The sequence below is a fragment of the Vreelandella arcis genome (assembly GCF_900103865.1).
GTDB classification, from domain to species: Bacteria; Pseudomonadota; Gammaproteobacteria; order Pseudomonadales; family Halomonadaceae; genus Vreelandella; species Vreelandella arcis.
This window is the reverse complement of the sequence record NZ_FNII01000007.1, coordinates 191,932-214,118: the sequence shown is the minus strand read 5'-3', so window position 1 is coordinate 214,118 and position 22,187 is coordinate 191,932. Positions and strand designations below refer to the sequence as shown.

Annotated in this window: 25 protein-coding genes; 16 read left to right on the top strand and 9 right to left on the bottom strand. The window is 58.9% G+C overall.

Annotated features, from left to right (window positions below; all coding sequences use genetic code 11):
• Positions 1-7: 7 nt before the first annotated feature.
• The 12 genes from BLR97_RS10445 (at position 8) to BLR97_RS10390 (ending at position 11,177) form a co-directional block, all read left to right on the top strand.
• Positions 8-1,240 carry an ABC transporter substrate-binding protein gene (locus tag BLR97_RS10445; protein WP_089705995.1) on the top strand — a complete coding sequence of 411 codons (1,233 nt, stop codon included), beginning with the start codon at positions 8-10 and terminating at the stop codon, positions 1,238-1,240.
• A gap of 80 nt (positions 1,241-1,320) precedes the next feature.
• Positions 1,321-2,208, top strand: a complete 888-nt coding sequence (locus BLR97_RS10440) for a branched-chain amino acid ABC transporter permease (RefSeq protein ID WP_089705992.1) — start codon at positions 1,321-1,323, stop codon at positions 2,206-2,208.
• Between the two features lie 2 nt (positions 2,209-2,210).
• Complete coding sequence (locus tag BLR97_RS10435) at positions 2,211-3,197, top strand: branched-chain amino acid ABC transporter permease (protein ID WP_089705989.1); 987 nt, start codon at positions 2,211-2,213, stop codon at positions 3,195-3,197.
• A gap of 31 nt (positions 3,198-3,228) precedes the next feature.
• Entirely contained in the window at positions 3,229-4,056 is an 828-nt protein-coding gene (locus tag BLR97_RS10430; protein ID WP_089705986.1) for a phosphoenolpyruvate hydrolase family protein, read from the top strand.
• A 48-nt stretch (positions 4,057-4,104) separates the two neighbouring features.
• Complete coding sequence (locus tag BLR97_RS10425) at positions 4,105-4,539, top strand: SRPBCC family protein (RefSeq protein ID WP_089705983.1); 435 nt, start codon at positions 4,105-4,107, stop codon at positions 4,537-4,539.
• A 10-nt stretch (positions 4,540-4,549) separates the two neighbouring features.
• Complete coding sequence (locus tag BLR97_RS10420) at positions 4,550-5,770, top strand: Tm-1-like ATP-binding domain-containing protein (protein WP_089705980.1); 1,221 nt, start codon at positions 4,550-4,552, stop codon at positions 5,768-5,770.
• Positions 5,767-6,600 (top strand): phosphoenolpyruvate hydrolase family protein, encoded by an 834-nt coding sequence (locus tag BLR97_RS10415; protein ID WP_211605107.1) that lies wholly within the window; start codon positions 5,767-5,769, stop codon positions 6,598-6,600. The genes BLR97_RS10420 and BLR97_RS10415 overlap by 4 nt, the downstream gene beginning before the upstream one ends.
• 38 nt (positions 6,601-6,638) lie before the next feature.
• The gene (locus BLR97_RS10410; RefSeq protein ID WP_089705977.1) at positions 6,639-7,496 is read left to right on the top strand and encodes a branched-chain amino acid ABC transporter permease; all 858 of its coding nucleotides are present in this window, start codon (positions 6,639-6,641) and stop codon (positions 7,494-7,496) included.
• Positions 7,493-8,461: a branched-chain amino acid ABC transporter permease gene (locus tag BLR97_RS10405; RefSeq protein ID WP_089705974.1), complete on the top strand. Its 969-nt coding sequence runs from the start codon at positions 7,493-7,495 to the stop codon at positions 8,459-8,461. Before BLR97_RS10410 ends, BLR97_RS10405 begins: the two co-directional genes overlap by 4 nt.
• Positions 8,462-8,463: 2 nt before the next feature.
• The gene (locus tag BLR97_RS10400; RefSeq protein ID WP_089705971.1) at positions 8,464-9,711 is read left to right on the top strand and encodes an ABC transporter substrate-binding protein; all 1,248 of its coding nucleotides are present in this window, start codon (positions 8,464-8,466) and stop codon (positions 9,709-9,711) included.
• Positions 9,704-10,468, top strand: a complete 765-nt coding sequence (locus BLR97_RS10395; protein WP_211605105.1) for an ABC transporter ATP-binding protein — start codon at positions 9,704-9,706, stop codon at positions 10,466-10,468. Before BLR97_RS10400 ends, BLR97_RS10395 begins: the two co-directional genes overlap by 8 nt.
• A complete protein-coding gene (locus BLR97_RS10390; protein WP_089705968.1) occupies positions 10,461-11,177 on the top strand; it encodes an ABC transporter ATP-binding protein in 717 nt (238 codons plus the stop codon). The genes BLR97_RS10395 and BLR97_RS10390 overlap by 8 nt, the downstream gene beginning before the upstream one ends.
• Positions 11,178-11,218: 41 nt before the next feature.
• On the opposite strand, the gene BLR97_RS10385 is transcribed toward BLR97_RS10390, so the two are convergent.
• The 3 genes from BLR97_RS10385 to BLR97_RS10375 form a co-directional block, all read right to left on the bottom strand.
• Entirely contained in the window at positions 11,219-12,112 is an 894-nt protein-coding gene (locus BLR97_RS10385; RefSeq protein WP_089705965.1) for a dihydrodipicolinate synthase family protein, read from the bottom strand.
• A gap of 175 nt (positions 12,113-12,287) precedes the next feature.
• Entirely contained in the window at positions 12,288-12,917 is a 630-nt protein-coding gene (locus BLR97_RS10380) for a hypothetical protein (protein WP_089705961.1), read from the bottom strand.
• 123 nt (positions 12,918-13,040) lie between these two features.
• Positions 13,041-13,964, bottom strand: a complete 924-nt coding sequence (locus BLR97_RS10375; protein ID WP_089705958.1) for a formate/nitrite transporter family protein — start codon at positions 13,962-13,964, stop codon at positions 13,041-13,043.
• A 240-nt stretch (positions 13,965-14,204) separates the two neighbouring features.
• Between BLR97_RS10375 and BLR97_RS10370 the strand changes: the two genes are divergently transcribed.
• Positions 14,205-14,972, top strand: coding sequence for a class I SAM-dependent methyltransferase (locus BLR97_RS10370; RefSeq protein WP_089705955.1), 768 nt, complete (start codon positions 14,205-14,207; stop codon positions 14,970-14,972).
• 42 nt (positions 14,973-15,014) lie between these two features.
• Here the strand turns inward: BLR97_RS10370 and BLR97_RS10365 are convergent, their stop codons facing one another.
• A complete protein-coding gene (locus BLR97_RS10365) occupies positions 15,015-16,697 on the bottom strand; it encodes a methyl-accepting chemotaxis protein (RefSeq protein ID WP_089705952.1) in 1,683 nt (560 codons plus the stop codon).
• Positions 16,698-16,941: 244 nt separating this feature from the next.
• Complete coding sequence (locus BLR97_RS10360) at positions 16,942-17,988, bottom strand: NAD(P)-dependent alcohol dehydrogenase (protein ID WP_089705949.1); 1,047 nt, start codon at positions 17,986-17,988, stop codon at positions 16,942-16,944.
• Positions 17,989-18,186: 198 nt separating this feature from the next.
• Here BLR97_RS10360 and BLR97_RS10355 point away from each other — a divergent pair, with 198 nt between their 5' ends.
• Positions 18,187-19,104, top strand: coding sequence for an AraC family transcriptional regulator (locus BLR97_RS10355; RefSeq protein WP_244511283.1), 918 nt, complete (start codon positions 18,187-18,189; stop codon positions 19,102-19,104).
• A gap of 8 nt (positions 19,105-19,112) precedes the next feature.
• Here the strand turns inward: BLR97_RS10355 and BLR97_RS10350 are convergent, their stop codons facing one another.
• Positions 19,113-19,538, bottom strand: a complete 426-nt coding sequence (locus BLR97_RS10350) for a VOC family protein (protein ID WP_089705946.1) — start codon at positions 19,536-19,538, stop codon at positions 19,113-19,115.
• Positions 19,539-19,651: 113 nt separating this feature from the next.
• Between BLR97_RS10350 and BLR97_RS10345 the strand changes: the two genes are divergently transcribed.
• A complete protein-coding gene (locus tag BLR97_RS10345; RefSeq protein ID WP_089705945.1) occupies positions 19,652-19,864 on the top strand; it encodes a DUF3820 family protein in 213 nt (70 codons plus the stop codon).
• Between the two features lie 2 nt (positions 19,865-19,866).
• Here the strand turns inward: BLR97_RS10345 and BLR97_RS10340 are convergent, their stop codons facing one another.
• A complete protein-coding gene (locus BLR97_RS10340) occupies positions 19,867-20,226 on the bottom strand; it encodes a hypothetical protein (protein WP_089705942.1) in 360 nt (119 codons plus the stop codon).
• Positions 20,227-20,329: 103 nt separating this feature from the next.
• On the opposite strand from BLR97_RS10340, the gene BLR97_RS10335 reads away from it, so the two are divergent.
• Positions 20,330-21,097, top strand: coding sequence for a DUF1499 domain-containing protein (locus BLR97_RS10335; protein WP_089705939.1), 768 nt, complete (start codon positions 20,330-20,332; stop codon positions 21,095-21,097).
• Between the two features lie 4 nt (positions 21,098-21,101).
• Here BLR97_RS10335 and BLR97_RS10330 read toward each other — a convergent pair whose 3' ends face one another.
• Complete coding sequence (locus BLR97_RS10330; RefSeq protein WP_089705937.1) at positions 21,102-21,464, bottom strand: ribbon-helix-helix domain-containing protein; 363 nt, start codon at positions 21,462-21,464, stop codon at positions 21,102-21,104.
• A 102-nt stretch (positions 21,465-21,566) separates the two neighbouring features.
• On the bottom strand, positions 21,567-22,136 hold the full coding sequence (locus tag BLR97_RS10325) for a DJ-1/PfpI family protein (protein WP_089705934.1): 570 nt from the start codon (positions 22,134-22,136) through the stop codon (positions 21,567-21,569).
• Between the last annotated feature and the right edge of the window lie 51 nt (positions 22,137-22,187).

Genomic DNA, 22,187 nt, shown 5'->3' with positions numbered 1-22,187 from the left:
GATTAATATGTCAGCCAAGTCCCCCATCAAAGCCATCGCTTTATCGTCCGCAGCACTTGCCATGGGTACCGCTTGCAGTGCCATGGCAAGCAATGGTTTTTCCGACGACGTAGTGCGAATCGGCGTGCTGACCGATATGTCCGGTATCTATACAGATCTCTCGGGCGAAGCGGCGGTCGAGGCGGTACGCATGGCGGTCGAAGATTTCGGCGGCGAGGTCGGTGGCGTGCCTATTGAAGTCACCTACGGTGATCATCGCAATCGCGCCGATACCGGTGCCAGCCGCGCCCGGGAATGGTACGACAGCGAAGGGGTCGACATGATCAATGACCTGTCCAATTCCGGGGTCGCCTTGGCGGTGGCCGCGGTCGCTGATGAACGCCAGCGCCATGCCATCGTCAACTCGTCTTCCAATATTGGGCTAACCAACGAGTACTGCTCGCCCTACGTGACCCACTATACCTACGATGCCCACTCGCTGGCCCACGGCACCGGCAAGTCGATCGTCGAGGACGGTGGCGACACCTGGTTTTTCCTGACCGTTGATTTTGCTTTCGGCGTTGGCTTGGAAGAGCAGGTCTCAGAAGTAGTGCGTGAAGCTGGTGGCGAAGTGCTGGGTGCCGCTCGCCATCCGTTGAATACTACCGACTTCTCGTCCTATGCCTTGCAGGCCCAAGCCTCGGGGGCTGAGATCATCGGCATTGCCTCCACTGGCGCCGATGCCATCAACGCTATCAATGCGCTATCCGAGTTTGGTGTTTCACCAGATCAACGTCCGGCCGCGCTGCTGCTGTGGTACGACGACATTGAAAGCCTCGGCCTGGAGACCGCCCAGGGTCTGCTGCTGACCAATGCCTTCTACTGGGATGCCAACGAGGAGACACGTGAGTTCTCAGAGCGCTTCTACGAGCGCACCGGACGTATGCCCAACATGGCACAGGCCGGTAACTATTCCTCCACCATGCACTACCTCAACGCTATAGAGGCCGCCGGCAGCGATGACCCGGATGCCGTTTCCAAGCAGATGCGCGAATTGGAAATCAACGACTTCTTCGCCAAAGGCGGCCACATCCGCCCGAATGGCCGGATGGTTCACGACCAGTACCTGTGGGAAGTCAAGGCACCCGATGAGTCCGAGTACGACTACGACTATCTGCGCCTGGTCACCACCATCCCCGGTGAAGAGGCCTTCCAGCCGTTGGAAGACAGCACCTGCCACCTGCTCGATAACGACGAGTGATTGCGACCACTGCCTAGGGCGGCCTGGGCAGTGGTGTTTTCGAGACTTAACTCCTTCGTTTGCCTAGCGAGCAGTCAATTATGGATGTCTTCGGTATACCTATTCAGGCCCTGATGGGGCAACTCATGCTGGGTATCGTCAACGGCTCCTTCTATGCCGTCATGAGCCTCGGCCTGGCGATCATCTTCGGCGTGCTCAAGATCGTTAATTTCGCCCATGGTGCCTTTTTCATGCTAGGGGCCTTCACCGCCTTCCTGCTGGCCCAGCACCTTGGCGCCAACTACTGGACGACCCTGCTCGTGGCCCCGCTGGCGGTGGCACTGTTCGGCATGTTGTTCGAGTGGTTGTTCCTGCGCCGGCTGTATGGACTCGACCCGATTTACGGCTTGCTGCTGACCTTTAGCCTGGTGCTGGTGCTGGAAGGCGGATTCCGGGTTGCCTTCGGTTCTTCCGGCCAGCCCTTTGCCACTCCAGAGGCGCTACAAGGCGCCATTAATCTAGGTTTCATGTATCTGCCGGTGTATCGCGGTTTCGTGATCGTCGCCGCGCTGTTGATCTGCTTGGTGACCTGGTTTGTGATCGAGCGCACCGCGCTGGGCGCTAGCCTGCGCGCGGCCACCGAGCGTGCTGAGTTGACACAGGCCTTCGGCATTAACGTTCCTCGACTGGTGACGCTCACCTATGGCGTTGGTGTAGGTCTTGCGGGGTTTGCTGGCGTCCTCGCCGCACCGATCTTTCACGTTAATCCTTCAATGGGATCGAGCCTGGTGATCATCATCTTTGCCGTCGTGGTTATTGGCGGTCTGGGCTCAATCATGGGTGCCATTGTCACCGGCCTGGGACTGGGCGTGGTAGAGGGGTTCACCCGGGTGTTTTATTCGGAGTTTTCCTCAACCATCGTGTTCCTGGTCATGGTGCTGGTGCTGCTGCTGCGTCCAGCTGGCCTATTCGGCCGAGAGGAGGGCTAGCCATGCAACTGCGCTACCTGACTTGGCCGTTGCTGGCCGTCGGCTTACTGGCACTGCTGGCGGTGCCTTTCTTTCCTCAAGTGGTCTACATCGTCTTTGTCATGAAGGCGCTCTGTTTCGTGCTGTTCGCCTGCGCCTTCAACCTGCTGCTGGGGCATACCGGGATACTATCCTTCGGGCATGCTGCCTTCTTTGGCACTGGCGCCTATGTGACCGGCCATTTGGTCAAGACTTATGGCCTACCGACCGAGCTTGGCATTCTCGCCGGTGGCTTGGTGGCGGCGCTGCTGGGCGCGGTCATCGGCGCGTTGGCAATTCGCCGCAGCGGCATCTATCTGGCCATGATCACCTTAGCAATGTCGCAGTTGGTGTTCTTCTTTTTCCTGCAGGCGCCTTTCGCCGGTGCGGAGGACGGGCTACAGCGAATTCCACGCGGCACCTTCCTTGGTGTACTCGACCTCAATAATGATACCGCCCTGTATTACGTGGTAGTGGGCATCGTAGGCGGCGGGCTGTGGGTCGTATGGCGTACCGTCAACTCGCCTTTTGGCCACGTATTGCGGGCGATCCGCGAACACGAACCAAGAGCCATTTCTCTGGGTTACCCGGTGGCGCGCTACAAGGTACTGGTTTTCAGCCTCTCCGCAGGACTATCCGGCATCGCCGGCTCGCTGAAAGCCATCATCTTCCAACTCGCGGCGCTCTACGACGTGCACTGGCACACCTCCGGTGACGTCATCCTGATGACCCTGCTGGGCGGCATGAACACCGTGTTTGGGCCCGCCGTCGGCGCGGCCATTGTCGCTGCTCTCAATCACTACCTGGATCCGTTCGGTGCCTGGGTCACGGTGATCATCGGCGTGGTGTTCATGGCCTGTGTGCTTACTTTCCGCCAGGGCGTGGTAGGCGAGCTGAGCAGACTGTTGAATCGGCGGCGTATTGCACCACTCCGCCAACCCGCTGGCCGCCGCACGCGTGCCCATCACTGAACCTGATCTCACATCACTAAAGGGAATCACCATGAGCCACCTTGATAGAGCCAACCTGATGAACCACTTCCGCGAGATGGTCGATCGCGGCCAGCCGATCATTGGCGGCGGTGCCGGCACTGGCATCTCTGCCAAATGTGAGGAGGCCGGCGGCATCGACCTGATCGTAATCTATAACTCTGGGCGCTACCGCATGGCGGGGCGCGCCTCTTCCGCCGGCCTGCTTGCCTATGGCAACGCCAACCAGATCGTTCAGGAAATGGCCCTGGAGGTCTTGCCGGTGGTCAAGCACACACCGGTACTGGCCGGGGTCAACGGCACCGACCCCTTCGTGATCATGCCTAAGCTGCTGCGCGAGCTGAAGGATCTGGGCTTCGCCGGGGTTCAGAACTTTCCCACCGTAGGCCTGATCGACGGCACCTTCCGCATCAGCCTGGAAGAAACTGGTATCAACTACGCCGACGAGGTGGAGATGATCCGCCTGGCACACGAAATGGACATGCTGACCACGCCCTATGTGTTTTCCGCCGAAGAAGCGGTGGCCATGACCCAGGCGGGTGCCGACATCATCGTCGCGCACATGGGCGTCACGGTAGGCGGCACCATTGGCGCCACCTCGGGCAAGACCCTCGACGAGTCGGTCGCGCTGATCGACGAATGGGCGGCGGCCGCCCGTGAGGTTCGCGACGACGTGCTGGTGCTGTGCCACGGCGGGCCCATTGCCACTCCCGAGGATGCCGCCTATGTGATGCGCAAAAGTCGGCTTTGCCATGGCTTCTACGGCGCCTCGAGCATGGAGCGTCTGCCAACTGAAATCGCGCTCACCGAACAGATCCGCCAGTTCAAAGCCATTTCATGATGTTCGGCACCATCACTACGCCAAAATAACAACGAAGAGGAGATCACCATGACCCGGGTATACGTCAGTGCCGTGATGCCAATCAGCCTGGAGCAAGCCTGGCGCGTACTGCGCAACTTCAACGGCTTGCCTAACTACCACCCCTTCTTCGCCAAGAGCTATATCGAGGACGGCAAGCCAGCCGACCAAGTGGGCTGCGTGCGACACTTCCACGACCATGACGGCAACGCCATCCGCGAGGAGTTGCTGTCACTTTCTGACCGTGAGCACCTGTGCTGCTACCGCATCCTCGAGGCCCCGGCGCTGCCGGTGCGCGGTTATGTGTCGGAGATGCGCTTGAAGCCGATTACCACCAGCGGCAACTGCTTCGGAGAATGGTGGGCAGAGTTCGAGGTCGACGATGCCGAACGTGACGACGTGATCCAGCGCGTCACTGACACCTTCCGGCTGGCCTTTGAAGGGGCTGCCGAGGTCGGACGCTAGGAGGCACACCATGCAACCCATCGCTTATCTGATCGGCACCTGCGATACCAAGGCTACCGAGCTGCTCTACCTGCGCGAGCGCTTGCAGGCCGCTGGCGTGCACAGCCGCATCGTCGATGTGGGCACCCAAGGAGACGACCAGGGCGCCGCCGATGTAAGTGCCGCTGAGATCGCGGCCTGCCACCCCGATGGCGCTGCCGCAGTATTCGTCAACGACCGTGGCCGCGCAGTGGCCGCCATGGCCGAGGCGCTGCGCTGCTGGCTGCCCACACGCAACGATCTCGGCGGAGTGCTCGGCATCGGCGGCTCCGGCGGCACCGCTCTAATTGCCCCGGCATTGCGAGAGCTGGATATCGGCGTACCCAAGCTGCTGGTCTCGACTATCGCCTCCGGCAACGTTGCACCCTACGTCGGCCCCAGCGATATCGCCATGCTCTACTCAGTGACCGACGTCGCTGGCCTCAACCGCATCTCGCGGCGGGTGCTGGGCAATGCCGCCCATGCGCTGGCAGGTATGTTGGAGAACCAGGTACCCGATGTCACCGAAGACAAACCGGCCATTGGCATGAGCATGTTTGGCGTCACCACCGACTGCGTGAATCAGCTGTGCGCCAGCCTCGGTGACGACTATGACTGCCTGGTGTTCCACGCCACTGGCACCGGCGGGCGCTCGCTGGAGAAGCTCGCCGATAGCGGCATGATCGAAGGCTTGCTGGATGTCACCACCACTGAAATCTGCGATTTGATGATGGGTGGCGTGTTCAGCGCCGGCGAGCAACGCCTCGATGTCATCGCCCGCACTGAACTGCCCTACGTCGGCTCGGTGGGAGCGCTGGACATGGTCAACTTCGGCGCACCAGACACCTTGCCAGAGGCCTATCGTCAGCGCCTGCTCTACGAGCACAACCCGCAGATTACGCTGATGCGCACCACAGCTGAGGAGAATGCGCGCATGGGCCGCTGGATCGGCGAGAAACTCAATCGCAGCCGTGGGCCGGTTCGCTTCCTGCTTCCCGAAGGCGGCGTCTCGGCGCTGGACGCCCCGGGCCAGCCCTTCCACGACCCTGAGGCCGATGCCGCGCTGTTCGAGGCGTTAGAGCAGACCGTTGAGCAAACCCCACAACGGCAGCTGATCCGCAGCCCCCATCACATCAACGACCCGGCCTTCGCCGCACTGCTGGTCGAACACTTTCGCGACATCATGACGCTAGATGCGAGGAGAGAACATTGAAAAAGTGGAATAAACAAGAACTGATGACGCACTTCCAGGCCATGGTGGCGCGAGGCGAACCCATCGTCGGCGGCGGTGCCGGCACTGGCCTGTCGGCAAAATGCGAGGAAGCTGGCGGCATCGACCTGATCGTGATCTACAACTCCGGTCGCTACCGAATGGCCGGACGCGGCTCCCTGGCCGGGATCATGCCCTATGGCAATGCCAATGAGATCGTCAAAGAAATGGCCCGCGAGGTGCTGCCGGTTACCCAGAAGACTCCCGTACTGGCAGGCGTCTGCGGCACCGATCCATTCGTGTTCATGGAGCCCTTCCTGGCCGAGCTCAAGGCGATGGGGTTCGCCGGGGTGCAAAATTTTCCCACCGTGGGGCTGATTGACGGTAATTTCCGCGCCAACTTGGAAGAGACCGGCATGAGCTATGCGCTCGAAGTGGAGATGATCCGCCAGGCGCGCGAGGAGGGGCTACTCACTACACCTTATGTGTTTAGCACCGATGACGCACGCGCCATGACCGACGCCGGAGCGGACATTATCGTCTGCCATATGGGCCTCACTACCGGCGGCAGCATTGGTGCTGAGACCGCCATGAGCCTGGATGACTGCGTGGCTTCGATTAACGAATGGGCAGCGGCTGCCCAAGAGGTTCGCAACGACATCATCGTGCTCTGCCATGGTGGCCCGATTGCCGACCCCGAGGATGCCGAATACGTGCTCGCGCGTTGCCCCGGCTGCCACGGTTTCTATGGTGCTTCAAGCATGGAACGCTTGCCCACCGAACGTGCCCTGACCGAGCAGACGCGGGCCTTCAAGAATATTCAGCGGGGCTGAGTTGCCATGGGCTTCGACAACGACACGGAGGTGTGGCAATGAACACCCTCTACTTTCTGACCCTTAACGGTCTGACCATGGCGGCGCTGCTATTCATCATGGCCAGCGGCCTGACCCTGGCCTTCGGGCTGATGCGGGTAGTCAATCTGGCCCATGGTGCTTTCTATCTGCTTGGCGGTTATGTCGGGGTGCAGGTAATCAACGACACTGGCAGCCTGACGCTGGGACTGCTGGCCGGGGGCTGCATCGCCCTGGTCGGCGGGCTGCTGATGGAGCGCTTCCTGCTACAGCGGGTACGCGGCCTGGATCTCTCAGAAGCGCTGATGACTATCGCCGTGGGGCTGATCATCGCCGACGCCCTGCTGGTGGTCTACGGCGGGCAACCAGTGAGCCTGCCATTGTCTCGCGAACTGCGCGCACCGGTGGATCTCGGCGTGATGATGTACCCCTACTTCCGGGTACTGATTATGGTCTTTGCCCTGTTGCTCGGCATCCTGCTGTGGCTGGTGATGACCTATACCCGTCTCGGCGCCGCCATTCGCGCCGGCGTCGACGATCGCGAAACCGCCATGTCTCAGGGCATCAACGTGCCGCTGCTGTTTGGTGGCGTTTTCGCCGTGGCAAGTTTTCTGGCCGGCATCGCCGGGGTAATCGGCACGTCCTACATGTCGTTGACCCAGGGCCTGGACGTTCGGGTGCTGATGCTCTCGCTGGTGGTGATCATCATCGGCGGCATGGGCTCGCTGAAAGGGGCGGCGGTAGGCGCGCTGATCACCGGCATGGTATCGAGCTTCGCTACCGGCTATCTGCCTCAGTTCGCGCTGTTCTTCCTGTTCTTGCCAATGACACTGATTCTGGTCTTCCGCCCCCAGGGTTTATTCGGGAGGGCTGCATGAAACGCGAACACCTGCTTATTCTCGCGATTGTTGCCGCGCTTGTCGCGTGGCCGCTGCTGATGGGCAACTATGCGGTGGCCCAGGCCAACCGGGCGATGATCTACGCCCTCGCGGCGCTGAGTTTCTCGCTGCTGGCCGGTCGGCTGGGCTGGTTCTCGCTCTGCCAAACCACCTTCGCCGGTATCAGCGGCTATACCGTCGCCATTCTTGGCGTGCGCTACGGCTTGCCCTTTCCGCTGGTGGTGCTGCTGGCACTCCTGTTGACCACGTTCAGCGCGGTGATCTTCGGCTTGCTGACCGTACGCTCACGCAAGGTGAGTTTCCTGATGCTGACCCTGGCCCTGGGGCAGATGGTCTGGGCGCTGTCGTTTCAATGGGTCGATGTCACCGGCGGCTACAACGGCATCGCCGGGGTGCGCATGCCGGTCTATGGCGGTGTCGACCTCAACGACACCCGGATCTTTTATGTGATGGTCACCACGGTGACGGTAGCGATCTTCCTTGCCATGTGGCGACTCTATCGCTCGCCCTTCGGGCTACTGCTGCTGGGCATACAGGAGAATGAACAGCGCATGCGCGCACTGGGTCATCCCGTCGCCCTGGCCCGCTTCAGTGCCTTCGTGCTGGCGGGTGCCATCGCTGGCGTGGCGGGCGTCTTTCTAGTCTACGACATGGGCATCATGTCGCCGTCACCATTGGGGCTCGGCCACGCCGTATGGGTGCTGACCGCTGCGGTTCTAGGCGGCTATCGCAGCCTGCTCGGCCCCGCGATTGGGGTGGCTATCCTGATCACCCTGGAAACCCTGGTAGCCCAGTACACCGACCGACACATGATGGTGATCGGTCTGGTTCTGCTGCTCTCGATTCTGCTGATGCCGCGCGGGCTGGCAGAAGTGCTTGAGCAGCGCTTCAAGCGCAAGTCGAAGCCTCAGGCTTCAGTAACAACAACAACCCGAGGAGAATAGTCATGAAGTACACCAAGACACTCATCGTAAGCAGCGTATCCGCCCTGGCGGTAGGTGCCGCCGCCCATCTGCAGGCCGACGACACCCTGCGCATCGGCGTGATCGGACCCACCACCGGGGTGTTCTCCTTCTTCGGCGAGCAGCAGCGCATGGGCGTAGAGCTTGCCCAGGAGGAGCTTGCCGACCAGCTGGAGGCGCTCAATATCGAAGTCGAGTTCTACGACTCTCAGGGCGATGCCGAGACCACCGTGGATCGGCTGCGCGCTATGGAGTCGCGGGATGACATCGATTTGGTGGTGGGCCCGGTGCTGGGCGGTACCGGCCTGGCCGGCCTTGAATGGGCCAAGGGCTCAGGGATGCCGACGGTGATTTCCTACTCGGCTCCCGAAGACATCACTATGCGCGACCGCGCAGAGAACGTAGTGCGTGCCGGTTGGACTGGGGCACAGCCGATGTTCGCCTTCGGCGAGTACGTGGCCAAGGAGCTCGGTTACAAACGAATTGTCATGGTTGGGCAAGACTATTCCTTCCCCTATAACCAGGCAGGCGGCTTCATGAAGACGTTCTGTCGAGCCGGCGGCGAATCCGTCGAGCGAATTTGGCACCCCACCGGCACCTCCGATTACAGCTCGATACTAGCGACCCTGCCGGACGGTGATGCAGTGCTCTACAACGGCGCGGGCAGTGACGGCCTGGCGTTCTTCCAGCAGTACCATGACTTTGGCATCGACGCGCGTATGCCACTGCTCGGCGGCTCCAATTTCTTCGCCGTAGGTAACCTGCCAGAGATGGGCGATCAGGCCATCGGTGGCCTCTCGGCGCTTCAGTATGCCGAAGGCCTGGAGAGCGATAGCTTCCTCTCCTTCCGCGACGCCTTCTGGGCTATGCATGGCGACGAGGTCATGCCGCTGGCGCCCGCCGAGCACGGCTACGTGGCCTTCAAGATGGCCGTGAGTGCCTTCGATAGCGCCAACGGCGGTGACCGTGACGAGGTGATCGCTGCGCTGCGTGAGACCGAGATGCCGGATGCGCCGCGCGGCCCTTTCCACCTTGATGAGTACGGCAACCCAGTACAGAACATCTATATCAATGAAGTTCAGGAGGTCGACGGTCGACTGGTCAATGTGCCGATCAGAACCTACGAAAATGTCAGCCAGTTCGGCCCCTTCGAGGCCGAGGAGTACCTGGCCGGTGAGCCCGACAGCCGTGACTTCCCTCCGAGTGACTGTTCGGATCCCTACTATGACTGAGACACAACCTGCTACGAGCTCTGCGCCAGCGCTGGAGGTCGCTGGCCTGGCCAAGTCATTCGGCTCGCTGTTGGTGGCCAGTGACGTTCATCTGCGAGTGGAATCCGGTGAGCGGCGTGGGCTGATCGGCGTCAACGGCGCCGGCAAGACCACGCTGTTCAATATGATCGCCGGCGAGCTCAAGCCCGACCGCGGGTCGATCGGCTTCTTTGGCGACAATATCACCCGAGATTCGGTCATCCAGCGCACTCTTAAAGGGCTCGGTCGCACCTATCAGGTGTCAACGCTTGTGCCCTCGGTCACGGTCAGGGAAAACCTGGCGCTAGCCCGGGGAGACGGTCGATTGCCTTCATTGTGGCAGCCTTGGCAATCTCGACTGGACGGCGACCTGATGACGACGGCCGACCAGCTGGGCCTCACGGCCGTGCTCGACGAAACGGTGGCCAACCTGTCGTATGGCACCCTGCGCCAGTTGGAGCTTGCCATGGTCATGGCCCAGAAGCCGCGGCTACTGCTACTCGACGAACCTGCGGCCGGACTCTCCCATGCCGAGCGCCAGGTGCTGCAGGACATTCTGCACGAACTCCCCCGCGAGGTGACTCTACTGATGATCGAACACGACATGGAGATGGTGCTGGCTCTCAGCGACTGCATTTCCGTTCTGCACCAGGGAGAAATGTTCGCCGAAGGCAGCCCTGACGAGATTGCCGCCCACCAGGGCGTACGTGACATCTACCTGGGGCGTGCCAATGACTGAAATGATAATAGACGTTGAAAACCTCAAAGCTCACTACGGCCTAGGTCAGGCATTGCAGAACCTCAACTTCGGCGTCGGCAAGGAATGCGTGGCGATCATGGGCCGCAACGGTGTAGGCAAAACCACCCTGGCGAGGGCGCTGATGGGGCTCGCCCCCCCTCAGGCAAGTGGCTCGGTAAAGCTGCTCGGACAGCAGGTGCTGGGCTTGCCACCACACCGAATCGCCCACCTGGGGGTCGGCTACGTGCCCCAGGGGAGGCGCCTTTTTCCGTCTCTCAGCGTCGACGAGCACCTGCAATTAAATGCTCGTAAGGGCCCCACTGGGCAGCAGTGGTCGGCCAGCCGGGTGTTCGAGTTGTTTCCCTCGCTGGGCCAACGCCGCAGGGCCTATGGCGACCAAATTTCCGGGGGGGAGCGCTCAATGCTGGCCATTGGCCGCGCCCTGGTCACTAACCCGGGCTGCCTGATACTTGATGAACCGACGGAAGGCCTGGCGCCAGCAGTGGTCGAGGATGTAGCGCTGAGTCTGAAGGAACTCAGCCGCGAGGGTGTCGCTGTGCTGCTGATAGAACAGAACGTCAAGGCCGCAGTGATGGCGGCTGATCGCGCCTACTTCATGTCAGAGGGCAAGATTGTTCATGAGACTGTCGACGGCGAGTCGATGTCCGACGAGGCAACGCTAGGGCGCTACCTCGGCGTCTCAGTATAGGACGGATGGGACTTTCAGCTTAAACATCTTTGTCGAAAAGCCTAATGTAGAGGGAGCTTTTCAATCACCTCGGCGACCCTGTCTCTGTCGCTGCCCTGCAGCGTTTTAAGCGGTAGTGGCAAACACGGTTGGCTCACCTTGCCGGTTATTTCGGCCATGGTGGCCACTACCCGAAGGCTGCCGCCGTAGTCGCGATAAAGCGCCCAAAGTGGTTCAAGTTCATGGTTGATTGCCTGCGCTTTGTCTGGCTCTCCTGCCTGAGCCGCGCGGGTGATCGCCAGCGCTGTCTCGGGAAACAAACCACCCAAGACCGAGTACCAAGCATCGCAGCCGGCACTGAGCCCTGCCGCGGCCATCGGATCACCGCTGATGCCGATGGTGACATCCCCAGGTATTAATGCGCGCAACCGCTCAACTCGCTCCCGCACGGCGGCTTGGTCGCCTGCGACCGGGGGTATCTTAATGGAGTGAACCTGCGGCAACTGCGCGATGCGGCCATGCAGTTCGTCGCTGAACGTAAAATGCGTGGTGCCAGGGTTGTCATAAACGCAGAGCGGCACGCTGAGCGATTGGCCTACCGTCTCATAAAGGCCATAGACTTCGTCATCGGTGAGCGTTTGGTAAGAAACCGGTGCCAACAACACGCCACTAGCGCCTGCCAGTTGGGCGTTTTCTGCGTGGATTAACACATCCCGAGTACGCAGTGCGCCAATGCCAACGATAACCGGCACCTTGTCGGCGCTCGCCACAGCAAGCTGGGTAACGCGAGCGCGCTCCGCTTGGCTTAAATAGGCATAGCTGCCGGTGGATCCGAGCGCCCCAATGGAATTCACCTCTGCCTCAGCTAAGTGTTCGACTAACCGGATAAACTCGCGTTCTTGGAGCCCCTGCTCATTCATGGGGGTTAGCGGAAAGGCGCTCAGGCCGGAAAACATTTGCGTATCCTTAAAATAAACGCGGCCAAGCCCTAGGCTCTTTCTGAAAACTGGCTGCGCTCGACCATACGGCGTTAAAAATCGGCTCAAAGTACTCATTTACACTACGTAAACTCCGTCTTTTCGCCGATTTTTGCCTTGTCTGGCCTTCGCTCGCCGACTTTTCAGACAAAGCCTAGTGGGCAGTTGACTGCTGAAAATCGTTAACCGAGATACTGGCAAATTTTTCCAGAAAAAACACTAGCGATTCGGGATGGCGGAAGCGTTCGCTAAAGGCTTCCTGACCTTCCGGCGAGTGGCGGGTAATATTGGCTTCGTACTCATTACCCACTTTAAACACATTGGCGTGGTTTTCGCGCTCGCCTTCTTTATGAATCGCAGTGAGCGCCGTTTGTTGATGGAGCATAGCGCGCAAACGGCTAGCGGCGCTTCGCTCATCTTCCGTGGCCCATAATGGCTGATCGCGGTTACCGTAGTGGTAGAGCATCACGGCCAATAACAAAGCAAAAATGCTGCTGACCAGCACCCAGGTAAGGGCCACGCTCGATACCGGCACCAATACCATGGCCACCAGCTGTACCACGCCCCCTACCGCCAGGGCGACGGCTAGTGGACGCCACATACGCGGGTTCATGACGCTGCGCTGGAGACTTGCCCCCCACAGCCCCAACACGGCAAAAAAACCGACGACCAGATACACCGCCGACAGTGGTGTGCCGCCCCCCATCAGCACCGCGACGATACCGATCACCAGTAACAGGCTGTAAAATGCTGCCAGTAGGCAGTAGGCACGCTTGAGGGTCATGGAGTTCTCCTGAGCATCGTTTTTGTTATGTGGACGTCTTATTACTCGGAGTATAGCCAATTCGCCCGAGCGTGCCCGCCGGTGAAAATCAACGTTATACGGCTGCCACACGCTTGACGTCAGCTACCTTTGGTCTTTAATCGATATGTCTTTGTCGCCGCGAATTTGCGCATGACTAATTAGCGCAAAGATAAACGTGCCGCCAATCACATTACCCGCCAGGGTTGGCAAGCCGAACTGAAAAAGCAGTTCATGCCAGTTGATATTACCCACCAACAGCAGGTAAACCGCCTCGCTGGCCCCGACCACAATATGGGTGAACCCACCGATCGCCATGACATACGTCATGATGATAATGATCCATACCTTGGCTTCCCCTGCCGCGGGGATCAGCCACACCAGGGTGGCAATCAACCAACCGGCAAGAATTGCTTTGGCGAACATTTCATAGGGCGAATTCTCCATCATATGCTCGCCCAGGGTAATAAACGCTTTGTGGGTAGCGTCGTCGAACATCGGCATGTACAAAAACGTAACGGCAGATATCGCCGCGCCCGCCAAGTTGCCGAATAGCACCACGCTCCAAAGCCGCCCTAGAGACCCAAAGTTCTTACGTGTTGGCTGGCTCATAACAGGCAAGACGGCCGTCACGGTATTTTCGGTGAACAGCTGTTGTCGGGCCAAAATCACGGCAATAAACCCAATCGTATAGCCCAGGCACTCCACCAGGAACCCCACATCACTATCGGGCAGTTTTGCATGCATGATGCCGCGCGCCACCATGGAAAAGCTCATCGATATACCCGCGGCCACCGCGGAGAGCAGCAGCGCCATCGACCCGCGCGCTAATTCTTTTTGGCCATCCATGCGTAGCCGTTGGTGAACCTCCGCCGCCTGAGAGGGTAGCTCACGCGCTTCATCTTTTTCTTCACTGCCTGTGTTGCGCTTACCGTCGACGCTTTTGTCTGAGCCTTTTTGCGCACCGTCCGAGTCGGCGTCTGTGCCGCCTTCAAAATCATCTTCCGCGTGATGTACTTCCTCACTCATGCTGTGCGTCCTGTGCCAACGATACGATAATAGGGAAACGTGTGCTCTCAAGCTTAGTGGCAACTCACCTAATTGGATAGTCACCGCCTGCGTACGCAATCGGGGTTAATTCATCAATTACTTAGATACAAAAACCAACCTTTAGGTTGCATTTAAAAGCCGGTAGCACAACGCAGTTAACCGTGTATCACGCTATACTTAGTTAATAATTTAAATGGAACACCACGCTAGGAAGCATTTATGACTGATTCGTCACGCCAGCCTACCGGGCAGTCCTGGAATCCTGAGGGTTATGCCCGGCATACAAACCTCACGCCCGACCAGGGGGATGAGGTATTAAGACTGCTTGCGCCCAAACAGGGCGAACGGATTTTGGACTTGGGTTGCGGCGATGGCCAATTAACCGAGCGCATCGCCAAACGCGGGGCCGAGGTGCTAGGAATCGATACCTCAGAGGAGATGGTCAGCGCCGCTAAGGCGCGCGGTCTCAACGCACGGTTGATAGATGCCTATCAAATGCCGTTTGACCAAGAATTCGACGCTGTCTTTAGCAACGCAACGCTACACTGGATGCTCGACCCGCAAGCCGTGCTGGCCAGCATTAAACGCGCCTTAAAACCCGGCGGCCGATTTGTCGCCGAGTTTGGCGGGCATGGCAACGTAGCGGCAATTTGCACGGCATTGATTGCCGCATTGCAGTTTCGCGGCATTAGCGCTCGCGGGCGTTATCCGTGGTATTTCCCTACGGCAGAGCACTATCGCCACCTGCTGGAAACAGCCGGTTTCAAAGTGAATTCAATTGAGCTTATTCCCCAACCGACCCCGCTGCCTAACGGCATGGGCGGCTGGCTAGAGACCTTCGCTGGGCCGTTTTTGCATGGCCTGGAAGACGATTTGCGCGACTCGGTAGTCGACAACACAATGATGCTGTTGAGCCATAGCCTGCGCGATTCTCAGGGTAATTGGACAGCGGATTATGTTCGTCTACGCGTCCGCGCCAGCATCTAATACCTTCCCCGCCTCGTATGAGGCGGGGTAACACCGCGTTTTTTAGAATTCGTCCCACTCGTCGTTATCATGCTGGGCGGGCGCTGTCTGCTTGTTACGTGGGCTTTCTTTACGGGGCGCCGCCAGCGCCGAGGTATCTTGCGGCATGTCCTGCCCATCGGCACTGCCTTGAGCTACGTCACCCTGCTTCAACCGGAAGGTAGCCATCAGGGCAGACAGCTGTTTGGCTTGCCCCTCTAGCGAGGAAGCGGCCACGTTGGTTTGCTGTACTAGCGCCGCGTTTTGCTGGGTGACGGAGTCCATTTCGGTCAATGCAGCGTTGATTTGTTCTATACCGCTGTTTTGCTCCCGCGTGGCGGTGGAAATCTCGCTTACCAGGGCGGTGACCTGACGAATGGAATCCACGGTGCCGTTGATCGTCTCGCCACTCCTTTCGGCCTGTTCGGCGCCTTGATGGATTTGGCCGGTGGTCGCTTCAATTAACTGCCGAATCTCTTTGGCCGAATCAGCGCTGCGGCTTGCCAGCAAGCGCACCTCGCTGGCGACAACGGCAAATCCCCTACCCTGTTCACCGGCCCGTGCCGCCTCTACCGAGGCATTTAAGGCGAGAATATTGGTTTGAAAGGCAATGGAGTCAATCACACCGATGATGTCGCTGACGCGTTCAGCACTTGAGGCGATATCTCGCATTAGCTGAACCGTGTGAGACACCTCTTTGCCCCCAGCTTCGGCCGACTGCGAAGCCCCAACCGACAATCGATCAGCCTCTTGGGCCGTTTCAGTATTGCGGCTAATCGTGGAGGCCATTTGCTCCATGCTGGAAGCGGTTTGTTGTAGCGCTGAAGCTTGTTGCTCTGTTCGCGCCGAGAGGTCTTGGCTACCCGCTGAAATATCGCCAGTGCCACTGAACACGCTGTCGCTGCTTTCACGTAACGAGACCACCAACGACTTGAGTTTGGTCTGCATAAAGGCTAACCCTTTATAGAGTTGCCCTACTTCATTCCGGCCTCGGTCTTCAATGTTAGCGGTTAAATCGCCGCTGGCAATCTGTTCAAAGTGGGTAACCGCCTCGCGCAGTGGCGTCACCAAACCGCGCACAATCACCATGCGCATGATGAGCGTTGCCAGTACGGCAATGACCAGCAGGGTAATGGCGATCATCCCCACGATATTATTCAACGAGGAGACATTGTCCCGCATGGCATCGCTACGCTGGTTGGCGTAACTCGTAAACGCCTGCATGGCGTCATCAAAATCAGCTCCCAGCTCGCTCAACTCTTCTTGACGGAACTGGACTTGAAACGGCGCCGCGTCGAGTAAGGGGATGATTCCTTCGGTGACGAAAGCATCATAAGCCACCACCATATCCTCGACGTATTCGGCGCGGGGATCATCTTCGGCCAGCTCAACCTGGCGGAACTGCGCAAAGCGCTCCTCAGCGGCTTCAACGGCAGCACGGGCCATTTCCTGGCTCTCCTGGCCTTTGTCAGGGTTCCCCTGGGTGCTGAAGCTAGCATAGCGGTCTAAAAAGGTTTGGGCCCGCAGGGCGTTAACTTGGGTACGGTTGGCGGCGTTCGCCAGTTCCTCATTATTAATCGCCAATTCGTGCAGCGCTTTTTCACTGGTGGTGCTTGAGTAAAAACCCAGCCCGCTAACCAACCCAATGATTAACAGTAATATAACCAGTGCGGCGGTTAGGCTCCATTTAATCGAGAGGTGCTTCATCCTATTGATCCCTTGGCTTTTTTAAGTATCGGTAAATGATATCGGCCAATATCGCGCAATATTAAGGAAATCAAATAAACATTAGGCATTCGCCCAACATCCGTCGGCAAAAGACGCCAGGCAGAGCAGAATAATGTGGCCTTTGATAAGGCTCACGCTAGCAAACCAATGCCACAAAAAAACGCCCGTTGGCGAGCAGGCGCTCGCCAACGGGCGTTAAAAGACAGCTAGCTAAGGTGTGGGGTTAAATAGTTGCCATGTCGATCACAAAGCGATAGCGCACATCGCCTTTTTTCATACGCTCGAAGCCTTCATTGATGTTTTGGATATCCAGCATTTCAACATCGCAGGTGATGCCTTGGTCGGCACACAGCTTCAGCACTTCTTCGGTTTCGGCGATGCCGCCGATCAGCGAGCCGGCTACCACGCGACGTTTGAAGACCAGATTAAAGCCTTCGATGGCCGGTTCAATCGGCTCGAGCAGACCGACTAAGATATGCGTTCCGTCGTACTTCAAGGACGCTAGGTAGGGGTTAAGGTCGTGCTGAACCGGCACGGTATCGAGCATAAAGTCGAAGGTTTCAGCCACGGCATCCATTTGCGCTTGATCGCCAGATACCACGACGTGGTCGGCCCCATTACGCTTGGCTTCTTCCACTTTGGCATCCGAGCGGGTAAACACAGTTACCTCAGCGCCCAGCGCTTTCGCCAGTTTGACGCCCATGTGGCCCAGGCCGCCCATGCCAATCACGCCGACTTTGTGGCCTTTGCCTACGCCGTGATGCTTGAGCGGTGAATAGGTCGTGATCCCTGCGCATAGAATCGGCGCGGCAGAGGCTAAATCGATGCCATCGGGCATTTTCAGCACAAAGTGATCGCTCACGACAATTTTGTTTGAGTAACCGCCCTGGGTCATGGTGCCGTCTTGGCGATCTTCGCTGCCGTAGGTCATGGTGAACCCTTCCAGGCAGTACTGCTCTACGCCATCTTTACAAGCCGAGCAGGTACGGCAAGAATCTACCATACAGCCAACGCCGACAATATCGCCTTCTTTAAAACGGGTTACCTTGTCGCCTACAGAGGTCACACGGCCGACGATTTCGTGACCAGGGACAATAGGGTACTGCGTCATGCCCCAGTCATTGTGAGCAAAATGCAGGTCACTATGGCAAACGCCGCAGTACATGATGTCGATGGCGACATCGTCCGGGCGGGGCTCGCGGCGGTCAAAAGTAAACGGGGCTAGGGGTTTTTCGGCGGAAAATGCCGCGTAGGCTTTTGCTTGGCTCATCAAATGAAGCTCCTTTTTCAATGATCCCCTCAACAACGGGGATTAACACCCATTATTAACCTAATAGGCCTGGATAGCGATGAATGAAGCTACGAAATTTTTGCACAATCCTCCGGATCATCGCTATAAAATAACAAGAGATGGTAGAAAACCTGTCACAATCATCTTCCTTACCGGAAATTTTATCACGAGGTAGCAATGGCGGGCGAAGTATTCACCCCTAGCATGCGTATAGACGGCGTGGGCAGCACACTGGCTGAATTGATCACACCGCTGGTGGAACAACAAGGCATGACACCTACCGCACTTAGCGGCGTCAACCTGCTCAGCCTTGACCGCCACCAAGTGCGCACGCCACTGCTGTACCAGCCTAGCTTAATTATCATCGCCCAGGGTCGGAAGATCGGCTATCTAGGCGATAGGGAAATTCACTACGACCCTGGTCAATACTTGGTACAAACCTTGCCGCTGCCGTTTGAGTGTGAAACCCACGGTTCTCCGGAAGCGCCTTTATTGGGGGTTTCCATTCAATTGGAACCAGCGCTGCTGAGCGAGATGGTCACTACCATGGGTGATGCGCCTAGCGATTACCCCACTACGCTGCCGATGGCATCCGTCGCGATGAATGACGGCATGCATGCCGCGGTAGGGCGACTCGTGAGCGCACTCCACAATCCGGTGGAACTTGCCACGATGGGTAAGGCGCGCATTCGCGATGTCGTGTTTGAAGCATTGAAGGGAGATCAAGGCCCGGCACTTAGAGCCCTGGTGCGCGGCCACGGCCACTATGCGCGTATTGTCCAGGTGCTGTCGTTGCTGCATCGCCACTTCGCCGACGATTACAGCGTTGAGCAGTTGGCCCAGCAGGCCAACATGAGCCCCTCGACGTTTCACCAACACTTTAAACAAATCACTCGCGCATCGCCGACGCAATACATCAAGCAGCTACGGCTGATTAAAGCCCAGCAATTGCTGTTACAAGATAACCATAACGTAAGCCAAGCGGCGCAGGCGGTGGGCTACCGCAGCGTGCCGCAGTTCAGCCGTGACTATAAGCGCTATTTTGGCGACGCGCCGTTGCAGCATCGTCGCCAAGAACAGGCCATGCGCTCCTGAAGCGACAGCTACTTGGCAAATAGCTGGTTCATGTCTTTGAAGGCTTTGAATTCCAACGCGTTACCGCAGGGGTCGAGCAGGAACATGGTGGCCTGCTCACCCACTTCGCCCTTGAAGCGCACGTAGGGCTCAATCACGAACTGGGTGTCGCGGGCCTTCAAACGCGCTGCCAGCGCCTCCCACTCGCCCCAGCCAAGCACCACGCCAAAGTGCGGAACCGGTACATCATGCCCGTCGACCGGGTTGGTATGGACGGCTTCCTGTCCGGGGGTTTTGGGGTGTTCGTGAATGACCAGCTGGTGCCCGAAAAAGTTGAAGTCCACCCAGTGGTCGCTGGAGCGCCCTTCGCTCAAGCCAAACACATCGTTGTAGAAAGCCCGCGCCGCACTCAGGTCATAGACGGGGATCGCCAGATGAAAAGGGGAAAGGCTCATGGTTGTCTCCTGTGGCGTTTGTCTGGTTAATCGCGTTATCTGAAAGCGATCGCTTGATGATAGCGTTTTGACACGATAAAAGGTGCATAAATGCACATAAAAGGATCGCGCACGTGAACCCGCAAGACCTTGAAAAGCTGGTGACCCGCACCATGCCCTTCGGCAAGTACGAAGGACGGCTTATCGCCGACCTGCCCGGGCCGTACCTTAACTGGTTTGCGCGGGAGGGGTTTCCCGCCGGGGAAATAGGCCAGCTGCTCCACCTGATGCATGAAATCGACCACAACGGCCTGAGCGATCTGCTCGCGCCGCTCCGCCAGGGCTGATGTCAGCAAGGCGCGCCTCTGAAGCTGAGCGCCCGCTCCCGCTCGACGATGTACAACGACTTGTACTGGTCGGGATCCGCGGGGAATCGCCCCAGCGCCACTGCGTGTTCAAAGAAGCCCTCGGCGGGCAGGTCGTCCCGGCGGCTGACCACCAGGGCCGCGATCATCGGCCGCCCGGCGGCGACATCCTCTTCCATCAGTTGCTCGATCGCCTGGGCCACGCGCTGAATTGTGCGCGGCGGCTCAAGCCCCAGGGTCTTTGCCACCTGCTGGTAAGTCATGGGTAGTTCAGCGCTGGGCTTGTCGGTCAGCAGCGTGCGTACCTGGTCGGCAAGTGCGGCGTGTGTATCAGTTTGCGTCATTGTGGTTGGCGTTCTCGTTGCAGGAAAACAAGCATACCGTGACATGGCTGGTTATGCTGAAGACATATAAATGGATTAACGCGTCGTCACTCAGGAGAAAAGCATGACAAAACCACCCAGCGCTCAGCAACCCAAAGGTGGCCGCTGGCCCAACGTCCTGGCCTGGCTGAGCGTTTTAGCGCTACTGGCGGCCTTGTTGCTGATGGGCGGAGCAGGCCCCGCCTACCGCACTGAACTGCTTGCCCTGGGCGACGCCTTCAGCCTGCTGCGCTATGGCGCCTATCTCGCCGCCGCGGCAGCCACGCTGGGGCTGCTTGTGCTGGTGCTCAGCATCTTTACGCGCCGTCCCGGCGCGGGTGTCACCGCGGTGATCGTACTCGTGGGCACTGCCGCGCTGCTGTATATGCCGTGGCAGCAATGGCAGCGGGCCCAGCAGGCCCCGGTGATTCACGACATCACTACCGACACCCAGAACCCGCCGACCTTTGACGCCCTGCGCGACGCCCGGGAAGCCGCGCCCAACGGCGTTGACTACCCCGGCGATGAAACGGCGCGTCAGCAGCAGGACGCTTACCCCGAGGTGCAGCCGCTCGTGGTAGCAGCACCGCTATCGCGGGTGCTTAGCGCCGCCCAGTCAGAGGTCGAGTCGGCCGGCTGGCAGATAGCGGCGATTAGCGACCACACGATCGAGGCCACCGCCGAGACTCGCTGGTTCGGCTTCAAGGATGACGTGGTGATTCGCCTGAGCGAACAGGAAGACGGCGTCAAGGTGGATATGCGTTCGGCGTCGCGGTTGGGCGCCAGCGATGTCGGCACCAACGCGCGCCGTATCGAGGCGTTTCTTGACGGGCTGGAAGAACGGCTCGAATAGCCGTTCAGTGCACTTGGTTGGCGCGAGTCGCACCCTGCTGGCCAACCAGAGGTTCGCTATCCAGCGAACCAATCGGCACCGCCAGGCTCGTGGGTATATCACCGCTTAGCTGGAGGGCTTGATAACGCAGCGCACAGACGCGCAGAAACGACGTGAAGTTGCCCAAGTCGTGTCCGGCGGCGATCGACTCATGGTAGAGCCGGGTGATCATTTGCGCGGTATTCATGCCATCACGCTGGGCGATTTCCTCAAGAATCTGCCAGAAGTAGTTTTCCAGCCGCACGCTGGTCACCATGCCGTCAATGCGCAGCGAATGGGTCGCGCTTTGCCACAGCGCGGGGTCGGCATCAATAAACAGTTTGCACATCACACGCCTCTTTGAAGTATTGGCCGCTATGCCATCAGCATAGCGGCCAAACTGCCCCGCGCCCAGTCGATCAGCGCGGTGCACAGGCCATTGAAAGTGCGCTTAGCGGTCCAGCACCGCCATGAACTGGGCAAGCCAGGCCGGATGTGCGGGCCACGCCGGCGCGGTGACCAGATTGCCGTCGGTCACTGCATCGGTCACGTCCAGGTTGGCAAAGCGACCTCCGGCAAGCTCTACCTCCGGCTGGCAGGCCGGGTAAGCCGAGCACTGCCTGCCTTCCAGCACTTTGGCGGCGGCTAACAACTGCGCGCCGTGGCAGATCGCCGCCACCGGCTTATCGGCCTCGAAAAAGTGCTGCACCATGGTGAGCACCTGTTTGTTCAGGCGAAGATATTCCGGCGCACGACCGCCGGGCACCACCAACGCGTCGTAATCCGCCGGGTTTATCTCGGCAAAGGTTGCGTTGAGGGCAAACCGATGCCCGGGTTTTTCGGTGTAGGTTTGGTCGCCTTCGAAATCATGGATGGCGGTCGCTACGCTGTCCCCCGCCTGCTTGTCGGGGCATACCGCGTCCACTTGGTGACCCACCGCCATCAGCGCCTGAAACGGCACCATGGTTTCGTAATCTTCGGTGAAGTCGCCGGTAATCATTAAAATCCGCTTGCTGCTCATCTCAAGTCTCCTTGTTATCCACACGTTGGAGTTCCACGCGGAGCGCGTGTG

Bases quoted from the DNA above. Each gene is read 5' to 3' on its own strand.
- BLR97_RS10445 (WP_089705995.1), top strand. From the start codon at position 8: ATGTCAGCCAAGTCCCCCATCAAAGCCATCGCTTTATCGTCCGCAGCA.
- BLR97_RS10440 (WP_089705992.1), top strand. From the start codon at position 1,321: ATGGATGTCTTCGGTATACCTATTCAGGCCCTGATGGGGCAACTCATG.
- BLR97_RS10435 (WP_089705989.1), top strand. From the start codon at position 2,211: ATGCAACTGCGCTACCTGACTTGGCCGTTGCTGGCCGTCGGCTTACTG.
- BLR97_RS10430 (WP_089705986.1), top strand. From the start codon at position 3,229: ATGAGCCACCTTGATAGAGCCAACCTGATGAACCACTTCCGCGAGATG.
- BLR97_RS10425 (WP_089705983.1), top strand. From the start codon at position 4,105: ATGACCCGGGTATACGTCAGTGCCGTGATGCCAATCAGCCTGGAGCAA.
- BLR97_RS10420 (WP_089705980.1), top strand. From the start codon at position 4,550: ATGCAACCCATCGCTTATCTGATCGGCACCTGCGATACCAAGGCTACC.
- BLR97_RS10410 (WP_089705977.1), top strand. From the start codon at position 6,639: ATGAACACCCTCTACTTTCTGACCCTTAACGGTCTGACCATGGCGGCG.
- BLR97_RS10405 (WP_089705974.1), top strand. From the start codon at position 7,493: ATGAAACGCGAACACCTGCTTATTCTCGCGATTGTTGCCGCGCTTGTC.
- BLR97_RS10400 (WP_089705971.1), top strand. From the start codon at position 8,464: ATGAAGTACACCAAGACACTCATCGTAAGCAGCGTATCCGCCCTGGCG.
- BLR97_RS10395 (WP_211605105.1), top strand. From the start codon at position 9,704: ATGACTGAGACACAACCTGCTACGAGCTCTGCGCCAGCGCTGGAGGTC.
- BLR97_RS10390 (WP_089705968.1), top strand. From the start codon at position 10,461: ATGACTGAAATGATAATAGACGTTGAAAACCTCAAAGCTCACTACGGC.
- BLR97_RS10385 (WP_089705965.1), bottom strand. From the start codon at position 12,112: ATGTTTTCCGGCCTGAGCGCCTTTCCGCTAACCCCCATGAATGAGCAG.
- BLR97_RS10380 (WP_089705961.1), bottom strand. From the start codon at position 12,917: ATGACCCTCAAGCGTGCCTACTGCCTACTGGCAGCATTTTACAGCCTG.
- BLR97_RS10375 (WP_089705958.1), bottom strand. From the start codon at position 13,964: ATGAGTGAGGAAGTACATCACGCGGAAGATGATTTTGAAGGCGGCACA.
- BLR97_RS10370 (WP_089705955.1), top strand. From the start codon at position 14,205: ATGACTGATTCGTCACGCCAGCCTACCGGGCAGTCCTGGAATCCTGAG.
- BLR97_RS10365 (WP_089705952.1), bottom strand. From the start codon at position 16,697: ATGAAGCACCTCTCGATTAAATGGAGCCTAACCGCCGCACTGGTTATA.
- BLR97_RS10360 (WP_089705949.1), bottom strand. From the start codon at position 17,988: ATGAGCCAAGCAAAAGCCTACGCGGCATTTTCCGCCGAAAAACCCCTA.
- BLR97_RS10355 (WP_244511283.1), top strand. From the start codon at position 18,187: ATGGCGGGCGAAGTATTCACCCCTAGCATGCGTATAGACGGCGTGGGC.
- BLR97_RS10350 (WP_089705946.1), bottom strand. From the start codon at position 19,538: ATGAGCCTTTCCCCTTTTCATCTGGCGATCCCCGTCTATGACCTGAGT.
- BLR97_RS10340 (WP_089705942.1), bottom strand. From the start codon at position 20,226: ATGACGCAAACTGATACACACGCCGCACTTGCCGACCAGGTACGCACG.
- BLR97_RS10335 (WP_089705939.1), top strand. From the start codon at position 20,330: ATGACAAAACCACCCAGCGCTCAGCAACCCAAAGGTGGCCGCTGGCCC.
- BLR97_RS10330 (WP_089705937.1), bottom strand. From the start codon at position 21,464: ATGTGCAAACTGTTTATTGATGCCGACCCCGCGCTGTGGCAAAGCGCG.
- BLR97_RS10325 (WP_089705934.1), bottom strand. From the start codon at position 22,136: ATGAGCAGCAAGCGGATTTTAATGATTACCGGCGACTTCACCGAAGAT.